Below are 26,759 nucleotides of genomic sequence, written 5' to 3' on the forward strand. Positions count from 1 at the left end.
GTCAAGGACCCCGGCAAGAGCCGCAAGTGATGCGCGGCGGGCGGGGCCTGCGCCCTCACCCGCCGCGCATCACTTGCGGCTCTTGCCGGGGTCCTTGACGTCCTTGATCACGTCGAACTCGACGTTGTAGAGCTGGCCGTCCTTCTTCTCGACCTTGCGCAGGTACACGTTCTGCACGATGTCGCGCGTCTGCGCGTCGATGAACACCGGGCCGCGCGGGCTCTCGAAGATCTGGCCCTTCATGGCGCCCAGCAGGGCCTCGCCGCCGCCCTTGCCGCCGGTCTTCTTCAGCGCGTCGTAGATGATGCGCATGCCGTCATAGCCGCCCACGGCCATGAAGTTGGGGCGCAGGCCCTTGTTGGCCTTCTCGAAGTCGGCGACGAACTTCTTGTTCACCGGCGAGGGGTGCGCCGCCGAGTAGTGGTGCGAGGTGACCACGCCCAGGGCCACGTCGCCCATGTCGCCCAGTTGGTCGTCGTCGGTCACGTCGCCGGTGCCGATCAGGCGGATGCCGGCCTTGTCCATGCCGCGCTCGGCGAACTGCTTCATCACCGCGGCGCCCGCGCCCGAGGGCACGAAGACGAACATCGCGTCGGGCTTGAGGTCACGCACCTTCTGCAGGAAGGGCGCGAAGTCGGGGTTGCGCAGCGGCACGCGCAGCTTGTCGGCGACCTTGCCGCCGTTGAACAGGAAGCGCTCGCTGAAGTACTTCTCGGCGTCGATGCCGGGGCCGTAGTCGGACACCAGGGTGACCACGGTCTTGATGCCGTTCTTGGGCGCCCAGTCGGCCAGGGCGACGGACACCTGCGGCAGCGTGAAGCTGCTGCGCACCACGAAGGGCGAGGCCTCGGTGATGCTGGAGGTGGCGGCGGCCATCACGACCAGGGGGGTCTTGGACTGGGTGGCGATGGGCGCGACGGCCAGCGCCGAAGGCGTGATGCCCATGCCGGCCAGCACGTTGACCTTCTCGTTGACCACCAGTTCCTGCGCCAGGCGGCGGGTGACGTCGGGCAGGCTGGTGTCGTCCTTGACGATCAGCTGCACCTTCTTGCCGGCCACGGTGTCGCCGTTCTGCGCCATCCACAGCTTGGCGGCGGCCTCGATCTGGCGGCCGGTCGTGGCCTGCTGGCCCGTCATCGGCAGGATCAGGCCGATCTTGAAGACGTTGTCGTCGGCGAAGGACAGGCCGCAGGCGGCCAGGGCGGCGGCGGCGAGCGCGCTGCGGAACAGGGTTCTCTTGTGCATGGCAGTCTCCTTGGAAGGCACGGCGCAGGACAGCCGCGCCCGGGGCCGGAAAGGTGGGCGGATTCTCGGCGCCGCGCGGCCGGGGGCAAAGCCGGGCGCGGGTCTACCAGTTATCACGAAACTCGATAACGGCTGAGCCGTTATCAGCAGATTGTCAGACTTTCTGGCGGATCAGGCGCACACCGGGCATCTGGGCGTGGTCCTGGCCCAGCAGGGCCTCGCGCAGGTTGCGCTGCGCCAGGCGCGAGTGCTCGCGCATGATGGCCTCGGCGCGGGCGCCTTCGCGGGCCTCGATGGCCGCCAGCACCTGGCGGTGCTGGTCCTGGGCGACGACCAGCATGTCGCGCGCCTGCGGCGAGTTGGCCTGCACCACCACGAAGCCCGAGGGCGAGGCGAAGGGCAGGCTGACGACGCGCTCGATCTCGCGCTGCAGCACCGCGCTGCCCGCCATCTCCCACAGCAGGGCGTGGAAACGGCGGTTGAGCGCCACGTAGCGCGAGAAGGCCTCGTCGTCCAGGGCCGGACCGGCCAGCACCGCATCGACCTGGGCCAGGCACTGGCGCGCCTCGACCAGCACCACCTGCGCCGCGCCGCGCTCGGCGGCCAGGCGGGCGGCCAGGCCCTCCACGGTGCCGCGCAGTTCGATCGCGTCGGCCGCGTCGCGCTCCGAGAAGGTACGTACCGCATAGCCGCCCCCGGGCAGGGCCTCCAGCAGGCCCTCCTGCTCCAGGCGCATCAGGGCGGCGCGGATCGGCGTTCGCGACACGCCCAGGCGCTCGACCAGCGCGAGCTCGGCGATGCGCGCGCCCCCGGGCAGTTCCCCGGCGAGGAGCATCTCGCGCAGCCGCAGCTGGGCCTTGACGGCACTGGAGCCGCCGGTGTCGGGATCTATGGAGCTCATGAATTCATTGTATACATCTGAGTCGGTTTATCGGCTGTTTCGGCGCCTGAAGCAGCTTCAAGGGCAGTATTTGTATACACTGCGTATCCAATTTTCGCCCCCGGAGCTGTCTGCATGTTCCTCAAGAACACCTGGTACGTCGCCTGCACCCCCGACGAAATCGACGCCAAGCCACTGGGCCGCACGGTCTGCGGCGAGAAGATCGTCTTCTACCGCGGCGCGGAAGGCAAGGTCGCCGCGCTGGAGGATTTCTGTCCGCACCGCGGCGCCCCGCTCTCGCTGGGCCAGGTCTGCGAGGGCCAGCTGGTCTGCGGCTACCACGGGCTGGTGATGGGCTGCGACGGCAAGACCGTCGCCATGCCCATGCAGCGCGTGGGCGGCTTCCCGAAGATCCGCAGCTTCCCCGTGGTGGAGCGCCACGGCTTCATCTGGGTCTGGCCGGGCGACGCCGGCCAGGCCGACGCGGCCACCATCCCGGACCTGCACTGGGCGAACAACCCGGAGTGGGCCTACGGCGGCGGGCTGTACCACATCGCCTGCGACTACCGGCTCATGATCGACAACCTGATGGACCTCACGCACGAGACCTACGTGCATGCCGGCAGCATCGGCCAGAAGGAGATCGACGAGACGCCCGTGACGACCCGCACCGAGGGCGACACCGTGGTCACCAGCCGCTTCATGGAAAACGTGATGGCGCCCCCCTTCTGGCGCGCCAACCTGCGCGGCAACCACCTGCGCGACGATGTGCCGGTGGACCGCTGGCAGGTCTGCCGCTTCACGCCGCCCAGCCACATCATGATCGAGGTGGGCGTGGCCCACGCCGGCAAGGGCGGCTACCACGCCGAGCCCAAGGACAAGGTCTATTCCATCGTGGTGGACTTCCTGACGCCCGAGACCGAAACCTCCATGTGGTACTTCTGGGGCATGGCGCGCAACTTCAACGTGAAGGACACCAACCTCACGGCGCAGATCCGCGAGGGCCAGGCCAAGGTGTTCTCCGAGGACACCGCGGTGCTGGAGGCGCAGCAGCGCAACCTGCTGCAGTGGCCCTCGCGCCGGCTGCTGATGCTCAACATCGACGCCGGTGGCGTGCAGTCGCGCCGCATCCTGGACCGCCTGGTGGCGCAGGAACAGCAGCAGCAGCCGGCCGGCGTGGCGCATCCCGTGCAGGTGGCCTGAGATGCTGCAGCTGAAGGTCGTCCGCAAGCGGGCCGAGGCCGAGGGCATCGCCAGCTTCGAGCTGGCCCGCCCCGAGGGCGGCGCCCTGCCCGGCTTCTCCGCTGGCGCTCACATCGACGTGCAGCTGCCCGGCGGCCTGGTGCGCCAGTATTCGCTGTGCAACGACGCCGCCGAATCGCAGCGATGGCGGATCGCGGTGCTGCGCGACCCGGCCTCCCGCGGCGGCTCGGCCGCGATGCACGACGCGGTGCACGAGGGCGACCTGCTCACCGTGAGCGAGCCGCGCAACCATTTTCCGCTGGTGCATGCGCAGCGCAGCCTGCTGATGGCAGGCGGCATCGGCGTCACCCCGCTGCTGTGCATGGCGCAGCGCCTGGCAGCGACCGGGGCCGAATTCGCGCTGCACTACAGCACGCGTTCGCCGGCGCGCACCGCCTTCCGGGACGAGATCGCCGCCTCCCGCTTCGCCCACAGGGTGCACTTCCACCATGACGACGGCGACGCGGCGCAGAAGCTCGACGCCGCCGCCCTGCTCGCGCAGCCCGACCCCGGCACCCACCTCTACGTGTGCGGCCCCGCCGGCTACATCGAGCACGTGGTGGGCACGGCCCGCGCCGCCGGCTGGGACGATGCCCACATCCACCTCGAGTACTTCGGCGCCGCGCCGCAGGACAGCGCCAGTGACGGCAGCTTCGAGGTGCGGCTCGCCTCCAGCGGGCGCACCGTCGGCGTGGCCCCTGGCCAGAGCGTGGTGCAGGCCCTGCAGGCGCAAGGCGTGGAGATCCTCACCTCCTGCGAGCAGGGCGTGTGCGGCACCTGCCTCACCCGCGTGCTGGAGGGACAATGCGATCATCGCGACCATTACCTCACCGATGAGGAGAAGGCGCGGCATGACCAGTTCCTGCCCTGCTGCTCCCGTGCTACAACCCCGGTCCTCGTCCTCGACCTCTAGGAGACCCAAGAACATGCAACTCCCCGCCCGTTACGACCACGTCGGCAGCTTCCTGCGCCCCCAGTACCTGCTGGAGGCGCGCGCCAAAAAGGCCCGCGGCGAGATCACGCCCGCCGAACTGCGCCGCGTCGAAGACCAGGCCATCGCCGAGATCGTCAAGTTCCAGGAGGACGTGGGCCTCAAGAGCATCACCGACGGCGAGTTCCGCCGCACCTACTTCCACATCGACTTCCTGGAGCAGCTGGGCGGCGTGAAGACGGACATCCCGGTCACCATCCGCAAGCCCGACGGCAGCGAGGAGCTGGCGCCGCCGGTGATCCGCGTGATCGACAAGGTGCGCCACGCCAAGGACATCCAGCGCGCCGACTTCGAGTACCTGAAGTCGCAGGTCAGCGCCGGCCGCACGCCCAAGGTGACCATCCCCTCGCCCACCATGCTGCACTTCCGCGGCGGCCGTGCCGGCATCAGCCGCGAGGCCTACCCCGAGCTGGACCCGGCCTTCTACGACGACGTGGCCAAGGCCTACGGCGACGAGCTGCGCTCGCTGTACGAGGCCGGCTGCCGCTACGTGCAGATGGACGACACCAACCTCGCCTACCTGTGCGACGAGAAGATGCGCGAGGCGGCGCGCCAGCGCGGCGACGACCCCAACGAGCTGCCGCACCGCTACGCCAAGTTCATCAACAAGGTGGTGGCGCACAAGCCCCAGGGCATGCTGTTGGCCATGCACCTGTGCCGCGGCAACTTCAAGAGCACGCACGCGGCGGCCGGCAACTACGAGCCCGTGGCCGAGGCCCTGCTCAAGGAGATGGACATCGACGCCTACTTCATGGAGTACGACGACGACCGCTCCGGCGATTTCCGCCCGCTGCGCTACCTGCCCAAGGGCAAGACCGTGGTGCTGGGCCTGGTGACCACCAAGTTCGGCCAGCTGGAAAGCAAGGACGCGCTCAAGCGCCGCATCGAGGAAGCCGCCAAGTACGCGCCGCTGGACCAGCTGGCCCTGTCGCCGCAGTGCGGCTTCTCCAGCACGGTGCACGGCAACAACATCGCGGTGGAAGACCAGCGCAACAAGCTGCGCCTGGTCATCGACACCGCGCGCGAGGTCTGGGGCCAGGACTGAGCCTGGCGCGGCGACGGGACCCACGGGCCCGGGCTCGCCACAACGCCGCCCGAGGGGCGAGGGGCGGCGTTTTTCATGGGGCCGCGCTCAGGGGTGCGCGGCCGGCGTCACTTCCCAGTGCTGCAGCACGCGGTCGTGGCTGTCCACGCTCTCCAGGCGCACGCGGAAGCCCCACAGGCGGGCCACGTGCTTGACCACCTCCTCCGCGCTGCTGTCCAGGGGCCTGTCGTTGTGGCGGGTGTGGCGCAAGGTGAGCGAGCGGTCACCGCGCAGGTTCACGTTCCAGACCTGGATGTTGGGCTCGCGCCAGTTCAGGTCGTGCTGGCGGGACAGCGCCTCGCGCACGCGGCGGTAGCCGGACTCGTCGTGGATGGCGGCCACCTCCAGCTCGCGCTGGCTGCTGTCGTCCACGATGGAGAAGAGGCGGAAGTCGCGCATGACCTTGGGCGAGAGGTACTGGCCGATGAAGCTCTCGTCCTTGAAGTGGCGCATGGCGTAGTCCAGCGTCTTGTGCCAGTCCGAGCCCGCGATGTCGGGGAACCACTGCCGGTCTTCCGCGGTCGGGTTCTCGCAGATGCGCCGGATGTCGCTGAACATGGTGAAACCCAGCGCGTAGGGGTTGATGCCCGAATAGCGCGGGTCGGTCACCGGGGGCTGGAACACCACGTTGGTGTGCGAGGAGAGGATTTCCATCATGTAGCCCTCGGTCAGCAGGCCCTGGTCGTACATGTCGTTGAGCAGGGTGTAGTGCCAGAAGGTCGCCCAGCCCTCGTTCATGACCTGCGTCTGCCGCTGCGGGTAGAAGTACTGCGCCACCTTGCGCACGATTCGCACCACCTCGCGCTGCCAGGGCTCCAGCAGGGGCGCGTTCTTCTCGATGAAGTAGAGGATGTTCTCCTGCGGCTCCTCGGGGAAGCGCCGCATTTCCTTGCGCGAGGCCTTGCCCGCCGTGCGCGGCAGCGTGCGCCACAGGTCGTTCACCTGTTGCTGCAGGTAGGCTTCGCGGTCCTTGCGGCGCGTCTCCTCCTCGACCATGGAAATCTTCTGCGGCCGGCGGTAGCGGTCCACCCCATGGTGCATCAGCGCGTGGCAGGCATCCAGGATCTCCTCGACCGCGTCCAGCCCGTGCCGCTCCTCGCACTCGGCGATGTAGGCCTTGGCGTAGACCAGGTAGTCGACGATGGAGCTCGCGTCCGTCCACATGCGGAACAGGTAGTTGCCCTTGAAGAAGGAGTTGTGGCCGAAGCAGGCATGCGCCATCACCAACGCCTGCATGGGCATGGTGTTCTCCTCCATGAGGTAGGCGATGCAGGGATCGGAATTGATCACGATCTCGTACGCCAGGCCCATGTGGCCGCGCCGGTAGCTCTTCTCGCTGGTGATGAACTGCTTGCCGAAGGACCAGTGCCTGTAGTTCACCGGCATGCCCACCGAGGCGTAGGCGTCCAGCATCTGCTCGGCCGAGATCAGCTCCAGCTGCACCGGGTAGGTGTCCAGCCCGAAGCGCTGCGCCGTGGCGCGGATCGCCGCGAAATATTCCTCGATCAGCTCGAAGGTCCAGTCGGACGGGCTGGGCAGGCGCCTCGCGGCCACGGATTCCAGGACGGTGCTCATGCAGCCCCCGCGGTGCTTTTCTTGAACAGGTCCCGGAAGACCGGGTAGATCTGCGCGGGCGTGACGATCTTCTGCATGGCGAAATGCGGGTTGGCGTCACGCACGCGGGTGTACTCCTCCCAGAGGTTCTGGTCCTCGTCGGCGACCTGCACGTAGGCGAAGTAGCGGCACAGCGGCAGCAGCTTGTTGTCCAGGATGTCGCGGCACTTGGAGGAATCCTGCTGCCAGTTGTCGCCGTCGGACGCCTGGGCGCCGTAGATATTCCATTCCTGGCCCATGTAGCGCTCACGGATGATCTCGTTCATCAGCGTGAGGGCGCTGGACACCACGGTGCCGCCGCTCTCGGTGGCATGGAAGAACTCGTCCTCGCTGACCTCGGCCGCCTGCGTGTGGTGGCGGATGAAGATCACGTCGGTCTGCTGGTAGTGCCGCGTGAGGAACAGGTAGAGCAGGATGAAGAAGCGCTTGGCCAGGTCCTTGCGCGACTCATCCATGGAGCCCGAGACGTCCATCAGGCAGAACATGGCCGCCTTGCTGGTCGGCATGGGCTCGCGCACGCGGTTGCGAAAGCGCAGGTCGAAGGGGTCCAGGAAGGGGACGCGCTTGAGCCGCGCGCGCAGGGCCTCGATCTCGGCCTGCACCGCCGCGATCTGCGGGCCGGGTGCATCCTGGGCGATGAGCTGGGCCAGGTGCTCCTCGGCCCGGCGCAGCTCGACCCGGGCATCGCCGCCCATGGCGATGCGCCGCCCCAGCGCCACGCGCATGGAGCGCACCACGTGCAGGCTGGTGGGGTTGCCCTCGGAGACGAAGCCGGCGCGGCGCGTCTTCCATTCAGGCGCGTCGGCGATCAGCTGCGTGCGCACCAGGCGCGGCAGCGCCAGGTCGTCGAAGAAGTAGTTCATGAACTCCTCCCGCGTGATGCGGAAGGTGAAGTCGTCCTCGCCCTGGCCGTCCTGCGAGGCGCCGCTGCCGCCGCCCCCGCCCCCGCCGCCCTGCGGCCGCTGGATGCGGTCGCCGCGCACGTACTCCTTGTTGCCGGGGTGCACCATCTCGCGGTTGCCGCCGGCGCCATGGTGGAACGACGGCTCGGACACATCGCGCTTGGGCAGGGTGATGTCGGTCCCCTGCTCCACGTCGCGGATGCTGCGGTCGCCCACGGCCTTGCGCACCGCGTCGCGGATCTGGTCGCGGTAGCGCCGCAGGAAGCGCTCGCGGTTGCCGATCGACTTGTTCTTGCCCGACAGCCGCCGGTCGATGACCTGGTGGAGGGCTGCGCGATCAGGCTTGCCGAAAAGGCTCACGACGACTTCCGGACCCGGAGATACCACTCGCACAGGAGGCGGACCTGACGGTGCGTGTACCCCTTCTCCACCATGCGGTTGACGAAGTCCTCGTGCTTCTTCTGCTCGTCGGCACTGGCCTTGGCATTGAAGCTGATGACCGGCAGCAGGTCCTCGGTGTTGGAGAACATCTTCTTCTCGATCACCGTGCGCAGCTTCTCGTAGCTGGTCCACACCGGGTTCTTGCCGGCGTTGTTGGCCCGCGCACGCAGCACGAAGTTGACGATCTCGTTGCGGAAGTCCTTGGGGTTGGACAGGCCCGCGGGCTTCTCGATCTTCTCCAGTTCGGCGTTGAGCGCGGCGCGGTCGAAGATCTCGCCGGTGTCGGTATCGCGGAACTCCTGGTCCTGGATCCAGAAGTCGGCGTAGGTGACATAGCGGTCGAAGATGTTCTGGCCGTACTCGGAATAGGACTCCAGGTAGGCGGTCTGGATCTCCTTGCCGATGAACTCTGCGTAGCGCGCCGACAGGTGCTCCTTGATGTAGGAGAGGTATTTCTGCTCGGTCTCGGGCGGGAACTGCTCGCGCTCGATCTGCTGCTCCAGCACGTACATCAGGTGCACCGGGTTGGCCGCCACCTCGTTGCTGTCGAAGTTGAAGACCTTGGACAGGATCTTGAACGCGAAGCGGGTCGAGATGCCCGTCATGCCCTCGTCCACGCCGGCGTAGTCGCGGTACTCCTGGTAGCTCTTGGCCTTGGGGTCCGTGTCCTTGAGGTTCTCGCCGTCGTAGATCAGCATCTTGGAGAAGATGCTGGAGTTCTCCGGCTCCTTCAGGCGCGTGAGCACCGCGAACTGGGCCATCATCTTCAGCGTGCCCGGCGCGCAGACCGCGTCCTTCAGCGAGGAGTTGCGGATCAGCTTGTCGTAGATCTTCACTTCCTCGGTGACGCGCAGGCAGTACGGCACCTTGACGATGTAGATGCGGTCCAGGAAGGCTTCGTTGTTCTTGTTGTTGCGGAAGGTCTTCCACTCGCTCTCGTTGGAGTGGGCCATCACGATGCCGTCGAAGGGAATCGCGCCGAAGCCTTCGGTGCCCTTGAAGTTGCCCTCCTGCGTGGCCGTCAGCAGCGGGTGCAGCACCTTGATGGGGGCCTTGAACATCTCCACGAACTCGAGCAGGCCCTGGTTCGCCAGGCACAGGCCGCCGGAATAGCTGTAGGCGTCCGGGTCGTCCTGGGCATAGGTCTCGAGCTTGCGGATGTCGATCTTGCCGACCAGGGAGGAGATGTCCTGGTTGTTCTCGTCGCCCGGCTCGGTCTTGGCGACCGCGCACTGCTTCAGGATGGAGGGGAAGCGCTTGACCACGCGGAACTTGCGGATGTCGCCGCCGAATTCCTCCAGCCGCTTCACCGCCCAGGGCGACATGATGCGCTGCGTGTAGCGCCGCGCGATGCCGTACTGCTGCTCCAGGATGGGCGCGTCCTCGTCGTTGTTGAACAGCCCCAGGGGCGATTCGTTGATCGGCGAGCCCTTGATGGCGTAGAACGGCACCATCTCCATGAGCTGCTTGAGCCGCTCGGCGATGGAGGACTTGCCGCCGCCCACGGGGCCCAGCAGGTAGAGGATCTGCTTCTTTTCCTCCAGGCCCTGGGCCGCATGGCGGAAGCAGGCGACGACCTGTTCGATCGGGTCTTCCAGCCCGTAGAAATCCTTGAACGCGGGATAGATGCGCACCATCTTGTTGCCGAAGATGCGCGACAGACGCGGATCGTGCCGCGTGTCGATCATCTCGGGTTCGCCGATCGCGGCGAGCATGCGCTCGGCGGCGGTGGCGTAGGCCATCTTGTCCCGCTTGCAGAGCTCGAGATAGTCCTCGAGCGAAATTTCCTCTTCGCGCGTCTGCTCGTAACGCGACAGAAAATTGCGGACGACATCGGTCATGAACACTCCTTGCGGGCTGCCGCTTCACGCAGTGATGCGAGCCGATGGCGAGCCCCTGTCTTTCCCACTGTACCCCCAATGCCCAGCCGCGTGGAGGCCATGCGCTGTAAGCAATTTCCTGCGAACACTGTAGGTCAACGGTAGATAAAAACAAGCGCGCGAAGTTCACCCGGGAATGCCCGATGGCACACGCGTGAAATCATTGACGTGATGGCGATGAGCCTGTGCGGTGCGCGCCTGCAAGCAAGGCGTGCGCGCATGCGCCAGGCTTGTGCGCACGCTGCTGCGCAAGGCCCGTTCGGACCACGTGCGCGCTGTTGCGGCGCGCTGACAATCCACGCGGGTGCGAGGGTCTCGCCAGACTGCTGGCAGGCCTTGTCAGCGGGGCGTGTCGCCCGCGCCCAGGTCCCAGTAGAGGCCCGTCATGACCTGGAGGGCCTCACGCAGCAGCGAGGCGGGCAGGTGCTCGTTGGGCGCGTGCTGCGAACACCCCGGGTACGAGTGGGGCACCCAGACCGTGCGCAGGCCCAGCACGTCCGTGAAGATGTCGTTGGGCAAGGATCCGCCCAGGTTGGGCAGCACTGCGGGCCGCTGGCTGCTGGTGCGCTCCAGCGATGCGGCCGCCCAGCGCACCCAGGCGTCGTCAGGGTCGGTGCGCGTGGCGCGGAACATGCCGGCCGTGTCTGCCTCCAGCGCAACGTCGGCGAAGCCTTCGCGGTCCAGGTGGCGCCTGAGTGAGGGCAGGATGTCGTCGGGGTCTATGCCCACCACGAAGCGCAGCTGGCAGCGCGCCCAGGCGCTGCCCGGGATCGCGTTGACGGGGTTCTGCGGGTTGCCGGTCTTGAAGGCCAGCACCTCGAACGCGTTCCAGCCGAACACGCGCTCGGCCGGCGTGAGGCCGGGCTCGCCCCAGCCGGGCTCGACGGCCGGGCCCTGCGGCCCGCCATCGACTTCGCAATCGGCCAGCGCGCGCCGCACGGCCTCGGGAACCCCCGCCGGTCGCCACTCGGGAATGCGGATCGCGCCACGGTCCGTGGTGATGCTGGCGATGGCGTGCGCCAGCCGGATCCCGGGGTTGGAGATCAGGCCGCCCCAGTTGCCGGAGTGGTGCGCGCCCGGGCGCGCGGTGATCTTCAGGTCGATGTTGAGGGCGCCGCGCGCGCCCAGGAACAGCGTGGGCCGCTCGGCGCGCAGGCGCGGGCCGTCGGAGGCGATGAGCAGGTCGGCGCCGAAGCGCCCGCGCTCGCGTTCGCACAGCGCGCGCAGCCCGGGCGAGCCGGTCTCCTCGCCCATCTCCAGCAGGTACTTGCAGTTGAAGCCCAGCCGGCCGCGGGCCGCCAGCACCTGCGCCAGGGCCCGCATGTTGACGGTGTGCTGGCCCTTGTTGTCGGCGACGCCGCGGCCCCACCAGCGGCCGTCCTGCGTGCTCAGCCGCCAGGGGGAAAGGCCCTCGCGCCACTCGGCGTCCAGCCCGCGGATCACGTCGCCGTGGCCGTAGCCGAAGACGGTGGGCAGCCCTTCGCCCTCGATACGCTCCGCGTACAAGAAGGGGGCCAGCGCCTGCGGGTGCGTGAGCAGCTCGCAGCGAAAGCCCATGGCGGCGAAGGCCGGCGCGATCTCGTCGCTGAGGTAGGCCGCCAGCTCGGCCGCGCGCTCGGGGTTCTGGCTCTCGGTGGGCCGTGCCACCCGCCGTGCCAGCACGGCCTGGAACTCACCGCTGTCGAACTCGCGGGCGGCGGCGGCGATCGCGTCATCACGGGTCATCGCCGCATGATAGTGCGCGGCCGGTGGCGCAGGCGCCGCTATGCTCGCCGCATGGCTGAACCGCTGCACTTTCATTTCGACTTCATCTCGCCCTACGGCTGGTTCGCCAGCACCCGCATCGAGGCCATCGCCGCCCGGCACGGCCGCACGGTGGAGTGGCATCCCATGCTGCTGGGGGTGGCGGTGATGAAGGTGATGGGCCTCAAGCCCCTGCTGGACACGCCGCTCAAGGGCGACTACGTGCGGCGGGACGTGAAGCGGCATGCGCGCAGGCTGGGCCTGGCCCTGGGCCGCGATCCCGACGCGCCCGTGGGCAGCCCGCTGCCGATGGCACGCGCCCTCTCCTGGGTCCGCCGCCACGACCCGGCGCGGCAGGCCCCGCTGGTGCATGCCCTCTACGACGCCTACTGGGGCCGGGGCCAGGACCTGTCCACCCCCGCCGCGGTGGCGGCCGCCCTGCCCGCCGACTGGGACCGGACGGCCGCCGAAGCGGCCATCGCCGGCGACCAGGCCGCGGCCTGGCTGCGCGAGGATGTGCAGGCCTCGCTGGATTCGGGCGTGTTCGGCTCGCCGACCACCGTGGTCGACGGCGAGCCCTTCTGGGGGCTGGACCGCCTGCCCGAGGTGGACGCCTGGCTGCAGACCGGCGGCTGGTGAGCCGCCGGCCCGGCCCTCAGCCCACGAACTGCAGCGGCACCGCGATGGCGCCCAGCGCGTCGCGGCAGCGCTGGTGCACGGCCGCATCGCAGCCTGCGGGCAGCGTGACGCGGGCCACGGCGCGGCCGTCCTGCTCCAGCGCCTGCACCTGCACCGGGCCGCCGGCCACGGCCGCGAGCAGCTCGCCCAGCTTGATCTCGATGGCGCGCAGGCGCAGTGCGGGCTTGAACACCTTGCCCACCGCCGTGAGCGGCAGCGCGTCGATGAAGACCACGCGCCGCGGCACGGCCGGACGCTCGTAGACCTGGCCCGCCACCTGCGCGAGCACGGTGTCGGCATCGGCCTGCACGCCGGGCTTGAGCATGACGAAGGCGCAGGCCACCTCGCCCGCGTGCGCGTCGGGCTCGCCCACCACCGCGCACATGCCCACCGCCGGATGGGCGAGGAAGGCCTCCTCCACCAGCTGCGGGTCGATGTTGTGCGAGCCGCGGATGATCACGTCCTTGGCGCGGCCGGTGATGTGCAGGTAGCCCTGCGCGTCCAGGTGGCCCAGGTCGCCGGAGATGAGCCAGCCGTCCTCGAACATCCCGGCGTCGCGCGCCGGGTCGGTGTAGCCCGGGCTCACGTGCGGGCCGCGCAGCACGGCGACGCCGGTCTGCCCCGCGGGGCAGTCCTCGCCCAGCTGCGCCCGGCCGTCACGCCAGGGGACCACGCGCACCTGCGAGTACGGCAGGCGCAGCCCGGCCGAGCCCGCCACGCGCGGGCCCCCAAAGGGCTCGACGGACACCAGCCCCGCGCACTCCGTCATGCCCAGGATGTTGCGCACCGCGATGCCGGTGGCCTTCTCGAAACGCTGCGCCAGCTCGGTGGGCAGTGGCGAGCCGCCGGTGTAGGCGACGCGGATGCGCGAGATGTCGGCGTCGACCGGCAGGTTGCACAGGCTGGCCAGCACCGTGGGCACCGCCGCCAGGGCCGTGACCCGCTCGCGCTCGCACCACTGCCAGTAGTGCTGCATGAACTGCGCGTTGCGCAGCCCGTTCACCGTGGGGATGAGCTGGCAGGCGCCGATCGCCAGCAGCGAGAGCCCATAGACGAACGCGCCCGCGACGTGGAACAGCGGGAAGCCGTTGACCTCCACCGTGTGCTCGTCGAAGCCGTAGAAGCGGTGCGAGAACCAGGCGGTGTGCGCCTCGTTGCCCTGCGTGTGCCGCACCAGCTTGGGGGCACCGGTGGTGCCACCCGTGTGGAACAGCGCGGCCACGCGGTCCGGGGTGAGGCCGGGCTCGAACTGCAGCGCCTCGGGCTGCGCGTCCAGGGCGGCCTCGAAGCTGCCGCCGATCTGCAGCACCTGCAGCGCTTCGATGCCGGGGATGCGCTGCACCGCGCTCCACACGTCAAGCGCTTCATGCGGCCCGAGCGCGACCACCACCCTGGCGCCCGAGGCCTGCAGCAGCGCGGCCACATGGTCGGGCTGCAGCATGAAGTTGATCGGGCAGGCGCAGCCGGCGAGTTGCGCGCCCCAGAGGGCGTAGTGGGTGGCGGGGACGTTGGGGGCGAGGATGGCCACCGCATCCCCGGGGCCCACGCCCAGGCTGCGGAACAGGTTCGCTGCCTGGTGGATGCGGGCCAGCAGGCGCGCGTAGCTGATGCGCTCGGGGACCGTGTCCAGGCCGCCCGTGGGCAGGAAGACGAAGGCTGGGCGGTCTGCGAACCTCGCCGCCGCCCGCGCGATCAGGCCGTAGGTCGTGCGCGCCGGGATCGCGTCCTCGTAGGGGGTGGCCTCCAGGGCCTCGATGTCGGCGAGCCCGCTGAAGAACGCCGTCGTGCTCATGCAGCCTGCGCGCCGTCCAGGCCCAGCAGCCGCACTGCGTTGCCCTTCAGGATACCGGGCATCACCTCGGGCTTGAAGCCGGCCTCCTCGAAGTCCTTCATCCAGCGCTCGGGGGTGATGAGCGGGTAGTCGCTGCCGAAGAGCACGCGGTCCTTGAGCAGGGTGTTGGCGTACTGCACCAGCTGCTTCGGAAAGTACTTGGGGCTCCAGCCCGACAGGTCGATCCACACGTTGGGCTTGTGCGTGGCCACCGACAGCGCCTCGTCCTGCCAGGGGAAGCTGGGGTGCGCCATGACGATCTGCATGTCGGGGAAGTCGATCGCCACGTCGTCCAGGTGCATGGGGTTGCTGTACTCCAGTCGCAGGCCCCCGCCGCAGCGCATGCCCGAGCCGATGCCGCTGTGGCCGGTGTGGAAGATCGCCGGCATTTTGTGCGCGTTGATCACCTCGTAGATCGGCCAGGCCATCTTGTCGTAGGGGTGGTAGCCCTGCACCGTGGGGTGGAACTTGAAGCCCCGCACGCCTTCATCCTTGATCAGGCGCTCGGCTTCGCGCGCGCCCATCTTGCCCTTGTGCGGGTCGATGCTGGCGAAGGCCATCATCATGTCGCTGTTCTCGCGCGCGGCTTGCGCGATCTCCTCGTTCGGTATGCGGCGTCGGCCCAGCTTGGACTCCGAATCCACCGTGAACATCACCAGCCCGATCTTGCGCTCGCGGTAGTAGGCGATGGTCTCGGCGATGGTGGGACGGCGGTTGCTGCGGAAGTACTTGTCCGCCGCGCGGTCGTACTCCTCGCCGTAGTTGTCGAAGGGGTTCCAGCAGCTGACTTCCGCGTGCGTGTGGATGTCGATCGCCACCAGGTTCTTGTGGTCCATGCCTGTCTCCTTGCAATGCCGACCTAGGGTAAGTCCGGGGGCCGACGCCGTTGAATTGGTTATTCGTTATAACAATAATCAACCCACTTGGCAAACACCTCCATGAGCTCCAAAGACCTCCACATCGAACACCGCGGCGTGATCTCCATCGTGCGCCTGACGCGCCCGGCGAAGCGCAACGCCATCAGCGACGAGCTGATCCTCGCCATCCGCGATGCCTTCATGAACCTGCCCGACAGCACCCGGGCGGCAGTGCTCACCGGCGAGGGCGAGCACTTCTGCGCCGGCCTCGACCTGTCGGAGATCAAGGAGCGCGACGCCAGCGCCGGCATGCACCACTCGCGCATGTGGCACGCCGCGCTGGAGGAGGTGCAGTTCGGGCGTGTCCCGGTGGTCGCGGCGCTGCACGGCGCCGTGGTGGGCGGCGGCCTGGAACTGGCGGCCGCCGCGCACATCCGCGTGGCGGACGACACCACCTTCTACGCGCTGCCCGAGGGCTCGCGCGGCATCTTCGTGGGCGGCGGCGGCTCGGTGCGCATCCCACGCCTGATCGGCGAGGCCCGCATGGCCGACATGATGTTCACCGGCCGCGTCTACAACGCGCAGGACGGCGAACGCCTGGGCTTCGCCCAGTACCTGGTGCCGCATGGCCAGTCCTTCGACAAGGCTGTCGCGCTGGCCGAGCGCGTCGCCACCAACGCGCCGCTCACCAACTACGCGCTGATGCACGCGCTGCCGCGCATCGCCGAGCAGCCGGCAGACCAGGGCTACCTGACCGAAGCGCTGATCTCCGCCATCGCCCAGAGCGACCAGGAAGCCAAGACCCGCGTGCGCGACTTCCTCGAAGGCCGCGCCGCGAAGGTGAAGAAGGCCTGAACATGGGCAGCACGCCCCGCTACCGCCCGCTCGCCTTCGGCGTCACCCGCGCGGTGCTGCGCGAGGGCCCCGGCGGCGTCGCCTACCTGCGCGCCGACCAGGACCTGCAGCCCCACGCCGCGCGCATGACGGACCGCCTGCTGCACTGGGCCGAGACGGACCCGGGGCGCACCTTCATGGCCCGCCGCGAACAGCTTGCGGACGGCCGCACCGGCGAGTGGCAGCGCGTGAGCTACGGCGAGGCGCTGCAGGCGGCGCGCCGCATCGGCCAGGCGCTGCTGGACCGCGGGCTGTCCACCGACCGGCCGGTGGCCATCCTGTCCGAAAACAGCCTGGAGCATGCGCTGCTGGCGCTGGGCTGCCTGTATGCGGGCATCCCGCACACACCCGTCTCGCCCGCCTACTCCACCATCAGCCAGGACTACGACAAGCTGCGCCACGTGCTGGAGACGGTCACGCCGGGCCTGGTGTTCGCCTTGGACGCGGCGCGCTACGGCCGCGCCATCGCCGCGGCGGTGCCGGCGGACATCGAAGTGGTGCTGGGCCAGGGCACGCTGGAAGGCCGTGCCACGACCCCCTGGGCCGCGCTGCTCGCGACCGAGGCCACGCCCGCCGTGGATGCCGCGATGCAGGCCACGGGCCCGGACACCATCACCAAGTTCCTGTTCACCTCGGGCTCGACCAAGCTGCCCAAGGCCGTGGTCAACACGCACGGCATGTGGTGCGCCAACCAGCAGCAGATGCGCCAGTCCATGCCGGTGCTGGCCGAGGAGCCGCCGGTGCTGGTGGACTGGCTGCCCTGGAACCACACCTTCGGCGGCAACCACAACGTGGGCCTGACGATCTACAACGGCGGCACGCTCTACATCGACGACGGCAAGCCCACGCCGGCGCTCATGAACGAGACCCTGCGCAACCTGCGCGAGGTCGCGCCCACGATCTACTTCAACGTGCCAACCGGCTTCGAGGCGATCGCGCATGCGATGAAGGCCGACGACCGGCTGCGCAGCAACCTGCTGTCCCGGGTGCGCATGTTCTTCTACTCCGGCGCCGCCCTGGCGCAGCCGATCTGGGACCTGCTGCACGAGGTGCAGGAGGCCGAGGTGGGCGAGCGCATCGTCATGGGCACCGGGCTGGGCATGACCGAGTCCTCGCCCTTCGCCGTCTTCGTCACCGGGCCCGACGTGAAGTCCGGGCACCTGGGCCTGCCCACCGCCGGCATGGAACTCAAGCTCGTGCCCACCGAGGGCAAGGTGGAGATCCGCTACAAGGGCCCCAACATCACGCCCGGCTACTGGCGCGCACCGGCCGAGACCGCCGAGCACTTCGACGAGGAAGGCTTCTTCAAGACGGGCGACGCGGTGCGGTTCATCGACCCGCAGAACATCCACCTGGGCCTGCGCTTCGACGGCCGCATCGCCGAGGACTTCAAGCTCGCCACCGGCACCTTCGTGAGCGTGGGGCCGCTGCGCGCGAAGATCATCGCCGCCGGCGCGCCCTACGTGCAGGACGCGGTGATCACCGGCCTGAACCGCCGCGAGGTGGGCGCCCTTCTCTTCGTCACGCCCAAGGTGCGCCAGCTCGCCGGGCTGGCGGACGACGCGCCGCTGAAGGCCGTGCTGGAAAGCGCGCTCGTGCAGGCCCATTTCCAGGCGGTGGTGGACGAGCTCGCCGCGCAGGCCACCGGCAGCGCCAACCGGGTCGCCCGCCTGCACCTGATGCACGAGCCGCCCTCCATCGACAAGGGCGAGGTCACGGACAAAGGCTCGATCAACCAGCGCGCCGTGCTCAAGCACCGCGACGCGATGGTGCAGGCCCTGCACGACGGCCAGCTTCCGTTCACCCTCCAACCCAAGGACAGCGCATGAACATCCAGGGACACGCAGCCCTCGTCACCGGCGGCGCCTCCGGCCTGGGCGAAGCCACAGCCCGCGAACTCGCCCGCCTGGGCGCCCGCGTCGCGGTGCTGGACGTCAACCTCGCGCAGGCCGAGAAGGTGGCGGCCGAGATCGGCGGCGTCGCCTGCGCCTGCGACATCACGAACACCGACAGCATCGCCGCGGCGATGGCGAAGGCCACGGCGGCCCACGGCCCGGCCCGCATCCTGATGAACATCGCCGGCATCGGCAGCGCGAAGCGCGTGGTCCAGAAGGACGGCACGCCCGCGCCGCTGGAGGACTTCGCGAAGGTGATCAACGTCAACCTGGTGGGCACCTACAACGCCAGCCGCCTCTTCGCCGCCGAATGCGCCAGGCTGGCGCCGCTGGAAGACGGCGAGCGCGGCGTGATGATGTTCACCGCCTCCGTCGCCGCCTTCGACGGCCAGGTGGGCCAGCAGGCCTACAGCGCGTCCAAGGGCGGCCTGGTGGGCATGACCCTGCCCATGGCGCGCGACCTGGCGCAGCACGGCATCCGCGTGTGCACCATCGCGCCCGGCCTGTTCTCCACCCCGCTGATGCGCCAGCTGCCCGAGCCGGTGCAGCAGTCGCTGGCCGCCTCCATCCCCTTCCCGCCGCGGCTGGGCAAGCCCGAGGAATTCGCCCAGCTGGCCTGCCACATCGTCACCAACACCCATCTCAACGGCGAGGTGATCCGCCTCGACGGCGCGCTGCGCATGGCGCCGCGCTGAACCCCTCACCCACAAGGAGACACGCATGAACTTCCGCAAGACCCTGGTCGCCCTGGCCGCCCTCGCCGCCTCCACCGCGGCGCTCGCCGACATCAACGTCGGCGTGGTGCTCTCGCTCACCGGCCCCGGATCGGGCCTGGGCATCCCGATGCAGAACGAGATCAAGCTCTGGCCGCAGACCCTGGCCGGCGAGAAGCTGAACGTCATCATCCTGGACGACGCCAGCGACCCGGGCAAGGGCGTGAGCAACACCAAGCGCCTGGTGACGGAAGACAAGGTCGACGTGATCATCGGCTCCTGCCTGACGCCGGTGGCCGCCGCCATGGCGCCGGTCGCCGCCGAGGCGAAGACGGTGCAGCTGGCCGGCTCGCCGGTCGGCGTGCCCGCGGGCCAGGACCAGTGGCTGTTCCGCCTGCCCCAGAGCAACGACGTGATGGCGCACGCCATGGTCGCCCACATGAAGAAGCTGGGCGTGAAGACCGTAGGCTTCCTGGGCTACACCGACGCCTACGGCGAGCAGTGGCTCAAGGCCTTCACCACCGAGGGCGAAAAGAACGGCATCAAGGTCGTCGCCACCGAGCGCTTCGCCCGCACCGACACCAGCGTGACGCCGCAGGCCCTCAAGCTCGTCTCCGCCAACCCCGACGCCATGCTGGTCGTGGCCTCCGGCTCCGGCGCGGCCATGCCCGAGAAGGCCATCGTGGAGCGCGGCTACAAGGGCAAGATCTACCAGACGCACGCCGCGGCCACGCCCGACCTGATGCGCATCGGCGGCAAGGACGTGGAAGGCACCTACGTGGTGTCCGGCCCCGCCATGCTGGGCGACCAGCTGCCCGAGAGCAACCCCTCCAAGAAGCTGGCCACCGACTTCTACACCCAGTACGACAAGGCCTACGGGAAGGCCACGCTGAACCAGTTCGCCGGCCACGCCTACGACGCCCATGTGGCGCTCGCCAAGGCCGTGCCGGTCGCGCTCAAGAAGGCCAAGCCCGGCACCCCCGAGTTCCGCGCCGCGCTGAAGGACGCGCTGGAGGCCAACGGCCGCACCGTGTTCGCGCACGGCGTCATGAACTGGACCAAGGACGACCACTGGGGCTACACCAACGAGACCGGTGTGATGGTCAAGGTGTCCGACGGCAAGTTCGTGGTCGAGAAGTGATGCAAGGTTGAGTGTCCGGCGCCCGGGCCCTGCCCGGCGCCGGGCGCTGGACGCCCAACCCATGGACCTTTCGATCGCTGGCATCCTTGCCCTCGACGGGCTGACCAACGGCGCGATCTACGCGCTGCTCGCACTGGCCACCGTGCTGCTGTTTGCGGTCACCCGCGTCATCTTCATTCCCCAGGGGGAGTTCGTCGCCTTCGGCGCGCTCACCCTGGCGCTCTTCCAGGCCGGCAGGATTCCCGGCACCGTGTGGTTCCTGCTGGTGCTCGCCGGCGTGGTCGCGCTGGCGGACCTGGTCCATGGCCTGCGCCAGGGGCACCGGCCCGCGCGCATCGGCCGGCAGCTGCTGCGCACGCTCGCCTGGCCTGTCCTCGCCTCGGCCCTGGCCGCCTGGGCCGCGCCGCGCGGCTGGCCGCTGCTGGCCCAGGCCGCGCTCACGCTGGCCCTGGTCACGCCCTTCGGCCACCTGATCTACCGCCTGGCCTACGAATCGCTGGCCGACGCCTCGGTGCTGGTGCTGCTGATCGTCTCGGTCGGGGTGCACTTCGCGCTGGTCGGCCTGGGCCTGTTCTTCTTCGGCGCCGAGGGCTTCCGCAACCCCAGCTTCTGGGACGTGCGCTTCTCGGCCGGCGCCGTCACGGTGAACGGCCAGACGCTGATCATCTTCGCCGCCTCGCTCGCGCTCATCGTGCTGCTGTGGCTGGTCTTCGAGCGCACGCTCACCGGCAAGGCACTGCGCGCCACCGCCGTGAACCGTCTGGGCGCCCGGCTGCAGGGCATCTCCTCGGCCGGCGCCGGCCGGCTGGCCTTCACCATGGCCGCCTTCATCGGCGCGCTCTCGGGCCTGCTGATCGGTCCCACCACCACCATCTTCTACGACAGCGGCTTCCTGATCGGCCTCAAGGGCTTCGTGGCCGCCGTGTTCGCCGGCCTCTCCAGCTATCCGCTGGCCCTGGTGGGCGCGCTGGGCGTGGGCCTGCTGGAGAGCTTCGGCTCGTTCTGGGCCAGCTCCTTCAAGGAAGTGATCGTGTTCTCGTCCATCCTGCCGGTGCTGCTGTGGCGCTCGCTGCGCGACCCGCACGGGGAGGAGCATTGATGCGCCGCTTCGCCTTCCCGCTCTTTGCCGCCGCCATGCTGCTGCTGCCGCTGGCGCCGGTGCCCGATTTCTGGATCGCGCAGGGCTGCACTATCGGCCTGTATTCGCTGGTCACCCTGGGCCTGGTCCTGCTGACCGGCGTCGCCGGCCTCACCTCCTTCGGCCAGGCCGCGTTCGTCGGCATCGGTGCCTACTCGGCGGCCTTCATGACGGTGAAGCTGGCGGCCTCGCCGTGGCTGGCGCTGGGCGCCGGCATCGCCATCGCGGTGCTGGCCGCGCTGGTGCTGGGCGCGATCACGCTGCGCATGTCCGGCCACTACCTGCCGCTGGCGACCATCGCCTGGGGCCTGGCCCTGAACTACACCATGGCCAACATGGACTGGCTGGGCAAGTACGACGGCCTGATCGGCGTGCCCACGCTGACCCTGGGCCGCATCGATTTCGGCACCGGCCGCGGGCTGTACGCCCTGATCTGGGCCTTCGCCCTGGTGGCGGCGCTGGGGGTGCAGCACCTGCTGGATTCCCGGCCCGGCCGCGCGATCCGCGCGCTCAAGTCCGGCAGCACCATGGCCGAGGCGATGGGCGTCTCGACCTTCCGCTACAAGCTGGTGATCTTCGTCATCGCGGCGGTGCTGGCGGCGGTCTCGGGCTGGCTGTTCGCCTTCTTCCAGCGCACCGTGAACCCCACGCCCTTCGCACTGGGCAAGGGCATCGAATACCTCTTCATGGCCGTGCTGGGCGGCGTGACCAACGTGTGGGGCGCCTTCCTGGGCGCGGCCGTGGTCAAGCTGGTGGACGACCAGCTGCAGGTGCTGCTGCCGCAACTCCTGGGCACCTCGGGCAGCTTCGAGACCATCGTCTTTGGCGTGGTGCTGGTGGCCACGCTCAAGTACGCGCCCGACGGACTGTGGAGCTTCGTGGAGCGCTGGCTGCCGGCCGGCCGGCGCGCACGCACCTGGGGCGAGGCCCCCGCCCTGCCGGCGCGCGGCAAGCCCGCCGCCGGCCAGCCCCTGCTGGAGGTGCAGGCGGTGCGCAAGCAGTTCGGCGGCCTGGTGGCGGTGAACGACGTCAGCTTCGACATCCAGGCCGGCGAGCTGGTGGCGCTGATCGGCCCCAACGGCGCGGGCAAGTCCACCACCTTCAACCTCATCACCGGCGTGCTGGGCCTGAGCGCGGGTGGCGTGCGCCTGCGCGGCGAGTCGGTGGGCGGCCTGCCCTCGCGCGAGATCGCGGCGCGCGGCGTCTCGCGCACCTTCCAGCACGTGAAGATGATCCCCGACATGACCGTGCTGGAGAACGTGGCGCTGGGCGGCCACCTGCGCGGCCGCTCGGGCAGCCTGCGGGCCATGCTGCGGCTGGACCGCGCCGAGGAGCGCCAGCTCTTCGCCGAGGCGGAGCGGCAGCTGCAGCGCATCGGCATGCAGGACGCGATGCACGAGATGGCGGGCAACCTGGCCATGGGGCCGCAGCGCCTGATGGAGATCGCCCGCGCGCTGTGCTCGGACCCCTCCCTGCTGTTGCTGGACGAGCCGGCCGCCGGCCTGCGCCACAAGGAGAAGCAGGCGCTGGCCGATGTGCTGCGCCAGCTCAAGGCCGAAGGCATGAGCCTGCTGCTGGTGGAGCACGACATGGACTTCGTGATGGGCCTGGCGGACCGCATCGTGGTGATGGAGTTCGGCACCCGCCTGATGGTGGGCACGCCGGCCGAGGTGCAGGCCAGCCCCGCCGTGCGCGCGGCCTACCTGGGGACGGAACACTGATGGCCCTGCTCGAAATCCAAGACCTGCACGCGGGCTACGGACGCGCCGAGGTGCTCACCGGCCTGAACCTGCGCCTGGACGCCGGCCAGGTGGTGACCGTGATCGGCCCCAACGGCGCCGGCAAGTCGACCACGCTGAACGCGATCATGGGCGTGCTGCCCTGCAAGGGCACGGTCCGCTTCGACGGCCGCGACCTGGCCGAGCTCAGCCTGGAGGAGCGCGTGATGGCGGGCCTCGCCCTGGTGCCGGAGCGGCGCGAACTGTTCGGCACCATGACGGTGGAGGACAACCTGCTGCTGGGCGGCTGGCGCGCCAGCAAGCTGCGCCTGGAAGGCCGCGAGGGCGAACTGGAGCGGGTCTACGGCCTGTTCCCGCGGCTGAAGGAGCGCCGCGCGCAGCTCGCCGGCACGCTCTCGGGCGGTGAGCGGCAGATGCTGGCCGTGGGCCGCGCCCTGATGGCCAGGCCGCGCCTCATCATGCTGGACGAGCCCAGCCTGGGCTTGGCGCCGCTGGTGGTGCGCGAGATCTTCCGCATCATCGAGACGCTGCGGGAGGCCGGCGCCAGCATCCTGCTGGTGGAACAGAACGCCCGCGCCGCGCTGGAGGTGGCCGACCACGCCTACGTGCTGGAGACCGGCGCGATCCGCCTCGAAGGCCCGGCCAGCGAGCTGGCGCACGACCCGCGCGTGGTGGAAACCTACCTGGGCGCTGCACGCAAGCCCCAGGGCGGCTAGACTGCCGCGCCCATGACCCAGCTGAGAACCCACAACCCGGACGCCGCCAGGCCGCGCAAGCCGGCCACGGCCGCGCCCATAGACGCGAGCTTCCTGGAGACCCTGCTCGGCTACAACGCCCGCCGTGCGGCGCTAGCCGTGATCGAGGTCTTCCTGGAGCGCATGGCGCCCTATGGCCTGCGCCCGGTCGACTTCTCGGTGATGTCGCTGGTCACGCACAACCCCGGCATCACCTCGCGCCAGCTGTGCACCGCGCTGGGGATCCTGCCGCCCAACCTGGTGGGCATGATCAACGCCCTGGAGGGCCGCGGCCTGATCGAGCGCAAGCCGCACCCGCACGACGGGCGGGCGCTGGGCATCCACCTCACCGCGGCCGGGCGCAAGCTGATGCAGGAGGCCGAGCAGACCGCCGCCGCGCTGGAAGGCGACGTCGGCAACCGCCTCAGTCCGGCTGAGCTGAAGACGCTGATCCGCCTGCTCAAGAAGGTCTACAAGCCCGGCTGAACGCCCCGGGCCACGGCCCAGCGGCAGCAATACCATCCGTGCTTTCCCTGCTATTGTTTGTGTAGCACGCCGGGCGTAGACTGGCGGCCCGCCACCGCACCCACCGCCAGTTCCGCATGAGCCCCAGGGAGATCGCCGCCACCGGCCAGCTGTTCGCGCTGTTCGAGTCCCGCTATGCCCTGCGCGTGATCTGGGCCCTGCGCGACGGGCACCCGCAGACCTTCCGGCTGCTGCAAGACAGCGTGGGCGGCATCACGCCCAACACCCTCAACACCCGCCTCAAGGAATTGCGCGAGGCGGGCTTCGTGCAGCACGGCAGCGAGGGCTACCTGGCCACGCCGGCCGGGCTGGAACTGCTCAAGCGCCTGTCGGACCTGCCCGCCTTCGCGGCGCGCTGGGCCACCGCCACGCGCCGCAAAGGCCCGACGCCATGACCCTGCCCCTCACCCCCCGCGACGTGCTGCCCGCCGACGCCGGCGCCGCCTGCCTGGTCGGCCGGCTCGAACTGCCGGGCACCGGCCCGGTGCCCGTGCTGGTGCGCCCCGATGGCGTGTTCGACCTGTCGGCGCACGCCCCCACCTGCAGCGAGCTGCTGGAGCTCGATGACCTGCCCCGGCGCCTCCGGGCCGCGCCCGGGCCGCGCGTGGCCGACACCGCGCAGGCGCTGGCCAACGCCGCGCACGACGCGCGCGACCCGGCGCAGCCCTACGTCCTCGCCCCCTGCGACCTGCAGGCCGTCAAGGCCGCCGGCGTGACCTTCGTGGCCTCCATGCTGGAGCGCGTGATCGAGGAGCAGGCCCGCGGCGACGCGGCCCGCGCCGAGGCCGTGCGGCAGGCGGTGGTGGGCGTGATCGGCGACAACCTCTCGGCCGTGCGGCCGGGCTCGCCCGAGGCGGCCCAGCTCAAGGAGGTGCTGCTGGCCCAGGGCGCCTGGTCCCAGTACCTGGAGGTGGGCATAGGCCCGGACGCCGAGATCTTCACCAAGGCCCAGCCCATGAGCGCCGTGGGGCCGGGCGCGCTGGTCGGGCTGCATCCCGGCAGCGCATGGAACAACCCCGAGCCCGAGGTCGTGCTGGCCGTGGACAGCCGGGGCCGGGTGCGCGGCGCCACGCTGGGCAACGACGTCAACCTGCGCGACTTCGAAGGCCGCAGCGCGCTGCTGCTGGGCAAGGCCAAGGACAACAACGCCAGCTGCGCCATCGGCCCCTTCATCCGCCTCTTCGACGAAGGCTTCGGCATGGACGACGTGCGCACGCTGGACCTGGCGCTGCAGGTGCAGGGCCCCGACGGCTTCCGCCTTCAGGGCGCGAGCTCGCTCTCGAAGATCAGCCGCGACCCGCTGGACCTGGTGGCGCAGGCCCAGGGCGCGCACCACCAGTACCCGGACGGCTTCATGCTCTTCCTGGGCACCATGTTCGCGCCCACCGAGGACAGGCACGGCCCCGGCCAGGGCTTCACCCACGTGCTGGGCGACGTGGTGCGCATCGCGACGCCGCGCCTGGGCGCCCTGGTGAACCGGGTCGAGCGCTGCGACCGCATCCCGCCCTGGACCTTCGGCGTCGCGGCCCTGATGCGCAGCCTGCGCGCACGGGCCGCCTGAACCGCCCCCGGCCCCGCCTGCCGACCCGGCTTAAACTGCGGGGTTTTGCAAGGACCAACCATGATCACCACCCCCTCCGGCCTGCAGTATGAAGACACCGTGGTGGGCGACGGCGCCGAGGCCCGTCCCGGCCAGCACGTGCACGTGCACTACACCGGCTGGCTCTACACCAACGGCGTGCAGGGCGCGAAGTTCGACTCCAGCCGCGACCGCAACGACCCGTTCGCGTTCTCGCTGGGCGCCGGCATGGTGATCCGCGGCTGGGACGAGGGCGTCGCCGGCATGAAGATCGGCGGCCAGCGCACCCTGATCATCCCGCCGCAACTGGGCTACGGCTCGCGCGGCGCCGGCGGCGTGATCCCGCCCAACGCCACGCTGAAGTTCGACGTCGAGCTGCTGGACGCCCACTGAGCCCCGCGACGCGCGGCCGCGTCAGCGCTGCCGCAGCGCCGTGACCTCGATCTCGATCTTCATGCGCGGGTCGGCCAGGCCGACCTGCATCATGGTCGCCGCCGGCCGCACCCCGCCCAGGAATTCCTGCAGCACCGGCCAGGTCGCCGGGAAGTCTTCCGCCCGCGGCAGCAGGTAGCGCACCCGCACCACGTCGGCCAGGCTGGCGCCGGCCTCGGCCAGCGCGGCCTGGATGTTGTGCAGCGCCTGGCGCGCCTGGGCGGCCACGTCGTCGGCGATCGCCATGGTCGCGTAGTCGAAGCCGGTGGTGCCGGAGACGAACACCCACTCGCCCTGCACCACCGCGCGTGAATAGCCGATGTCCTGCTCGAAGGGCGAGCCGGAACTGATGAGTCGTCGCGTCATGCCGTCTCCCGGTGGGCGTGGACTGCGACTCTACAATCCCCCGGCCTGCGGGTTGCCGGCCCCCCGCCCTTCCGGACCCCCGGCTCGGCTTTTTTTCATGGTGGAGCTTGTCCATGCCTTGAAAAGGGCCATGCCACCCCCAAGCTCCCCCGCAGCCCCCTTTTTAGCCGCAGAAAACAACGATGTCTGAGACCCAACGGACCGAACCCACCCTG

At 69.7% G+C, this 26,759-nt stretch carries 24 protein-coding genes; 15 read left to right on the forward strand and 9 right to left on the reverse strand.

The window, feature by feature from the left end; all coding sequences use genetic code 11:
• Window positions 1-69 precede the first annotated feature (69 nt).
• On the reverse strand, window positions 70-1,245 hold the full coding sequence (locus tag IM725_RS13125; protein ID WP_193781052.1) for an ABC transporter substrate-binding protein: 1,176 nt from the start codon (window positions 1,243-1,245) through the stop codon (window positions 70-72).
• Window positions 1,246-1,399: 154 nt separating this feature from the next.
• A complete protein-coding gene (locus IM725_RS13130; protein WP_193781053.1) occupies window positions 1,400-2,146 on the reverse strand; it encodes a GntR family transcriptional regulator in 747 nt (248 codons plus the stop codon).
• A gap of 114 nt (window positions 2,147-2,260) precedes the next feature.
• Here IM725_RS13130 and IM725_RS13135 point away from each other — a divergent pair, with 114 nt between their 5' ends.
• The 3 genes from IM725_RS13135 to IM725_RS13145 are packed head-to-tail and all read left to right on the forward strand — an operon-like array spanning window position 2,261 to window position 5,403.
• The gene (locus tag IM725_RS13135; protein ID WP_193781054.1) at window positions 2,261-3,328 is read left to right on the forward strand and encodes an aromatic ring-hydroxylating dioxygenase subunit alpha; all 1,068 of its coding nucleotides are present in this window, start codon (window positions 2,261-2,263) and stop codon (window positions 3,326-3,328) included.
• 1 nt (window position 3,329) lies between these two features.
• Entirely contained in the window at window positions 3,330-4,280 is a 951-nt protein-coding gene (locus IM725_RS13140; protein WP_193781055.1) for a PDR/VanB family oxidoreductase, read from the forward strand.
• A gap of 13 nt (window positions 4,281-4,293) precedes the next feature.
• Complete coding sequence (locus tag IM725_RS13145; protein WP_193781056.1) at window positions 4,294-5,403, forward strand: 5-methyltetrahydropteroyltriglutamate--homocysteine S-methyltransferase; 1,110 nt, start codon at window positions 4,294-4,296, stop codon at window positions 5,401-5,403.
• Window positions 5,404-5,490: 87 nt separating this feature from the next.
• Here the strand turns inward: IM725_RS13145 and IM725_RS13150 are convergent, their stop codons facing one another.
• From IM725_RS13150 to IM725_RS13165, 4 genes are all read right to left on the reverse strand, one after another.
• The gene (locus IM725_RS13150; protein ID WP_193781057.1) at window positions 5,491-7,017 is read right to left on the reverse strand and encodes a SpoVR family protein; all 1,527 of its coding nucleotides are present in this window, start codon (window positions 7,015-7,017) and stop codon (window positions 5,491-5,493) included.
• Entirely contained in the window at window positions 7,014-8,318 is a 1,305-nt protein-coding gene (locus IM725_RS13155) for a YeaH/YhbH family protein (RefSeq protein WP_193781058.1), read from the reverse strand. The genes IM725_RS13150 and IM725_RS13155 overlap by 4 nt, the downstream gene beginning before the upstream one ends.
• Window positions 8,315-10,240, reverse strand: coding sequence for a PrkA family serine protein kinase (locus IM725_RS13160; RefSeq protein WP_193781059.1), 1,926 nt, complete (start codon window positions 10,238-10,240; stop codon window positions 8,315-8,317). The genes IM725_RS13155 and IM725_RS13160 overlap by 4 nt, the downstream gene beginning before the upstream one ends.
• 378 nt (window positions 10,241-10,618) lie before the next feature.
• The gene (locus IM725_RS13165) at window positions 10,619-12,004 is read right to left on the reverse strand and encodes a M20 family metallopeptidase (protein ID WP_193781060.1); all 1,386 of its coding nucleotides are present in this window, start codon (window positions 12,002-12,004) and stop codon (window positions 10,619-10,621) included.
• 51 nt (window positions 12,005-12,055) lie between these two features.
• Here IM725_RS13165 and IM725_RS13170 point away from each other — a divergent pair, with 51 nt between their 5' ends.
• Window positions 12,056-12,661, forward strand: a complete 606-nt coding sequence (locus IM725_RS13170; RefSeq protein WP_193781061.1) for a 2-hydroxychromene-2-carboxylate isomerase — start codon at window positions 12,056-12,058, stop codon at window positions 12,659-12,661.
• A gap of 16 nt (window positions 12,662-12,677) precedes the next feature.
• On the opposite strand, the gene IM725_RS13175 is transcribed toward IM725_RS13170, so the two are convergent.
• Together IM725_RS13175 and IM725_RS13180 are read right to left on the reverse strand one after the other, a co-directional pair.
• Window positions 12,678-14,492 (reverse strand): AMP-binding protein, encoded by a 1,815-nt coding sequence (locus IM725_RS13175; RefSeq protein ID WP_193781062.1) that lies wholly within the window; start codon window positions 14,490-14,492, stop codon window positions 12,678-12,680.
• Window positions 14,489-15,367: an amidohydrolase family protein gene (locus IM725_RS13180; protein WP_193781063.1), complete on the reverse strand. Its 879-nt coding sequence runs from the start codon at window positions 15,365-15,367 to the stop codon at window positions 14,489-14,491. The genes IM725_RS13175 and IM725_RS13180 overlap by 4 nt, the downstream gene beginning before the upstream one ends.
• A gap of 102 nt (window positions 15,368-15,469) precedes the next feature.
• Between IM725_RS13180 and IM725_RS13185 the strand changes: the two genes are divergently transcribed.
• From IM725_RS13185 to IM725_RS13235, 11 genes are all read left to right on the forward strand, one after another.
• Window positions 15,470-16,243 (forward strand): crotonase/enoyl-CoA hydratase family protein, encoded by a 774-nt coding sequence (locus IM725_RS13185; RefSeq protein WP_193781064.1) that lies wholly within the window; start codon window positions 15,470-15,472, stop codon window positions 16,241-16,243.
• A 2-nt stretch (window positions 16,244-16,245) separates the two neighbouring features.
• On the forward strand, window positions 16,246-18,111 hold the full coding sequence (locus tag IM725_RS13190) for a feruloyl-CoA synthase (RefSeq protein WP_193781065.1): 1,866 nt from the start codon (window positions 16,246-16,248) through the stop codon (window positions 18,109-18,111).
• Window positions 18,108-18,872: an SDR family NAD(P)-dependent oxidoreductase gene (locus IM725_RS13195; protein WP_193781066.1), complete on the forward strand. Its 765-nt coding sequence runs from the start codon at window positions 18,108-18,110 to the stop codon at window positions 18,870-18,872. The genes IM725_RS13190 and IM725_RS13195 overlap by 4 nt, the downstream gene beginning before the upstream one ends.
• 25 nt (window positions 18,873-18,897) lie before the next feature.
• Window positions 18,898-20,031: an ABC transporter substrate-binding protein gene (locus IM725_RS13200; protein ID WP_193781067.1), complete on the forward strand. Its 1,134-nt coding sequence runs from the start codon at window positions 18,898-18,900 to the stop codon at window positions 20,029-20,031.
• Window positions 20,032-20,092: 61 nt separating this feature from the next.
• On the forward strand, window positions 20,093-21,130 hold the full coding sequence (locus IM725_RS13205) for a branched-chain amino acid ABC transporter permease (RefSeq protein ID WP_193781068.1): 1,038 nt from the start codon (window positions 20,093-20,095) through the stop codon (window positions 21,128-21,130).
• Window positions 21,130-22,890: a branched-chain amino acid ABC transporter ATP-binding protein/permease gene (locus tag IM725_RS13210; RefSeq protein WP_193781069.1), complete on the forward strand. Its 1,761-nt coding sequence runs from the start codon at window positions 21,130-21,132 to the stop codon at window positions 22,888-22,890. Before IM725_RS13205 ends, IM725_RS13210 begins: the two co-directional genes overlap by 1 nt.
• Complete coding sequence (locus tag IM725_RS13215) at window positions 22,890-23,624, forward strand: ABC transporter ATP-binding protein (RefSeq protein ID WP_193781070.1); 735 nt, start codon at window positions 22,890-22,892, stop codon at window positions 23,622-23,624. The genes IM725_RS13210 and IM725_RS13215 overlap by 1 nt, the downstream gene beginning before the upstream one ends.
• A 12-nt stretch (window positions 23,625-23,636) precedes the next feature.
• Window positions 23,637-24,128, forward strand: a complete 492-nt coding sequence (locus tag IM725_RS13220; RefSeq protein ID WP_193781071.1) for a MarR family winged helix-turn-helix transcriptional regulator — start codon at window positions 23,637-23,639, stop codon at window positions 24,126-24,128.
• A 116-nt stretch (window positions 24,129-24,244) separates the two neighbouring features.
• Window positions 24,245-24,562, forward strand: coding sequence for a winged helix-turn-helix transcriptional regulator (locus IM725_RS13225; RefSeq protein WP_193781072.1), 318 nt, complete (start codon window positions 24,245-24,247; stop codon window positions 24,560-24,562).
• Window positions 24,559-25,728 (forward strand): fumarylacetoacetate hydrolase family protein, encoded by a 1,170-nt coding sequence (locus IM725_RS13230; RefSeq protein WP_193781073.1) that lies wholly within the window; start codon window positions 24,559-24,561, stop codon window positions 25,726-25,728. The genes IM725_RS13225 and IM725_RS13230 overlap by 4 nt, the downstream gene beginning before the upstream one ends.
• 60 nt (window positions 25,729-25,788) lie before the next feature.
• Window positions 25,789-26,139 carry an FKBP-type peptidyl-prolyl cis-trans isomerase gene (locus IM725_RS13235; protein ID WP_193781074.1) on the forward strand — a complete coding sequence of 117 codons (351 nt, stop codon included), beginning with the start codon at window positions 25,789-25,791 and terminating at the stop codon, window positions 26,137-26,139.
• A 21-nt stretch (window positions 26,140-26,160) separates the two neighbouring features.
• Here IM725_RS13235 and IM725_RS13240 read toward each other — a convergent pair whose 3' ends face one another.
• Window positions 26,161-26,544, reverse strand: a complete 384-nt coding sequence (locus tag IM725_RS13240) for a RidA family protein (protein WP_193781075.1) — start codon at window positions 26,542-26,544, stop codon at window positions 26,161-26,163.
• Window positions 26,545-26,759 lie beyond the last annotated feature (215 nt).

It is taken from the genome of Ramlibacter aquaticus, assembly GCF_015159745.1.
GTDB lineage: Bacteria > Pseudomonadota > Gammaproteobacteria > Burkholderiales > Burkholderiaceae_C > Ramlibacter > Ramlibacter aquaticus.

What these genes read in the sequence shown, in the direction of transcription:
- IM725_RS13210 (WP_193781069.1), top strand. Translation starts at nt 21,130, where the DNA reads ATGCGCCGCTTCGCCTTCCCGCTCTTTGCCGCCGCCATGCTGCTGCTG.
- IM725_RS13165 (WP_193781060.1), bottom strand. Translation starts at nt 12,004, where the DNA reads ATGACCCGTGATGACGCGATCGCCGCCGCCGCCCGCGAGTTCGACAGC.
- IM725_RS13130 (WP_193781053.1), bottom strand. Translation starts at nt 2,146, where the DNA reads ATGAGCTCCATAGATCCCGACACCGGCGGCTCCAGTGCCGTCAAGGCC.
- IM725_RS13185 (WP_193781064.1), top strand. Translation starts at nt 15,470, where the DNA reads ATGAGCTCCAAAGACCTCCACATCGAACACCGCGGCGTGATCTCCATC.
- IM725_RS13205 (WP_193781068.1), top strand. Translation starts at nt 20,093, where the DNA reads ATGGACCTTTCGATCGCTGGCATCCTTGCCCTCGACGGGCTGACCAAC.
- IM725_RS13195 (WP_193781066.1), top strand. Translation starts at nt 18,108, where the DNA reads ATGAACATCCAGGGACACGCAGCCCTCGTCACCGGCGGCGCCTCCGGC.
- IM725_RS13235 (WP_193781074.1), top strand. Translation starts at nt 25,789, where the DNA reads ATGATCACCACCCCCTCCGGCCTGCAGTATGAAGACACCGTGGTGGGC.
- IM725_RS13200 (WP_193781067.1), top strand. Translation starts at nt 18,898, where the DNA reads ATGAACTTCCGCAAGACCCTGGTCGCCCTGGCCGCCCTCGCCGCCTCC.
- IM725_RS13140 (WP_193781055.1), top strand. Translation starts at nt 3,330, where the DNA reads ATGCTGCAGCTGAAGGTCGTCCGCAAGCGGGCCGAGGCCGAGGGCATC.
- IM725_RS13145 (WP_193781056.1), top strand. Translation starts at nt 4,294, where the DNA reads ATGCAACTCCCCGCCCGTTACGACCACGTCGGCAGCTTCCTGCGCCCC.
- IM725_RS13160 (WP_193781059.1), bottom strand. Translation starts at nt 10,240, where the DNA reads ATGACCGATGTCGTCCGCAATTTTCTGTCGCGTTACGAGCAGACGCGC.
- IM725_RS13125 (WP_193781052.1), bottom strand. Translation starts at nt 1,245, where the DNA reads ATGCACAAGAGAACCCTGTTCCGCAGCGCGCTCGCCGCCGCCGCCCTG.
- IM725_RS13180 (WP_193781063.1), bottom strand. Translation starts at nt 15,367, where the DNA reads ATGGACCACAAGAACCTGGTGGCGATCGACATCCACACGCACGCGGAA.
- IM725_RS13150 (WP_193781057.1), bottom strand. Translation starts at nt 7,017, where the DNA reads ATGAGCACCGTCCTGGAATCCGTGGCCGCGAGGCGCCTGCCCAGCCCG.
- IM725_RS13225 (WP_193781072.1), top strand. Translation starts at nt 24,245, where the DNA reads ATGAGCCCCAGGGAGATCGCCGCCACCGGCCAGCTGTTCGCGCTGTTC.
- IM725_RS13135 (WP_193781054.1), top strand. Translation starts at nt 2,261, where the DNA reads ATGTTCCTCAAGAACACCTGGTACGTCGCCTGCACCCCCGACGAAATC.
- IM725_RS13230 (WP_193781073.1), top strand. Translation starts at nt 24,559, where the DNA reads ATGACCCTGCCCCTCACCCCCCGCGACGTGCTGCCCGCCGACGCCGGC.
- IM725_RS13215 (WP_193781070.1), top strand. Translation starts at nt 22,890, where the DNA reads ATGGCCCTGCTCGAAATCCAAGACCTGCACGCGGGCTACGGACGCGCC.
- IM725_RS13190 (WP_193781065.1), top strand. Translation starts at nt 16,246, where the DNA reads ATGGGCAGCACGCCCCGCTACCGCCCGCTCGCCTTCGGCGTCACCCGC.
- IM725_RS13240 (WP_193781075.1), bottom strand. Translation starts at nt 26,544, where the DNA reads ATGACGCGACGACTCATCAGTTCCGGCTCGCCCTTCGAGCAGGACATC.
- IM725_RS13170 (WP_193781061.1), top strand. Translation starts at nt 12,056, where the DNA reads ATGGCTGAACCGCTGCACTTTCATTTCGACTTCATCTCGCCCTACGGC.
- IM725_RS13220 (WP_193781071.1), top strand. Translation starts at nt 23,637, where the DNA reads ATGACCCAGCTGAGAACCCACAACCCGGACGCCGCCAGGCCGCGCAAG.
- IM725_RS13175 (WP_193781062.1), bottom strand. Translation starts at nt 14,492, where the DNA reads ATGAGCACGACGGCGTTCTTCAGCGGGCTCGCCGACATCGAGGCCCTG.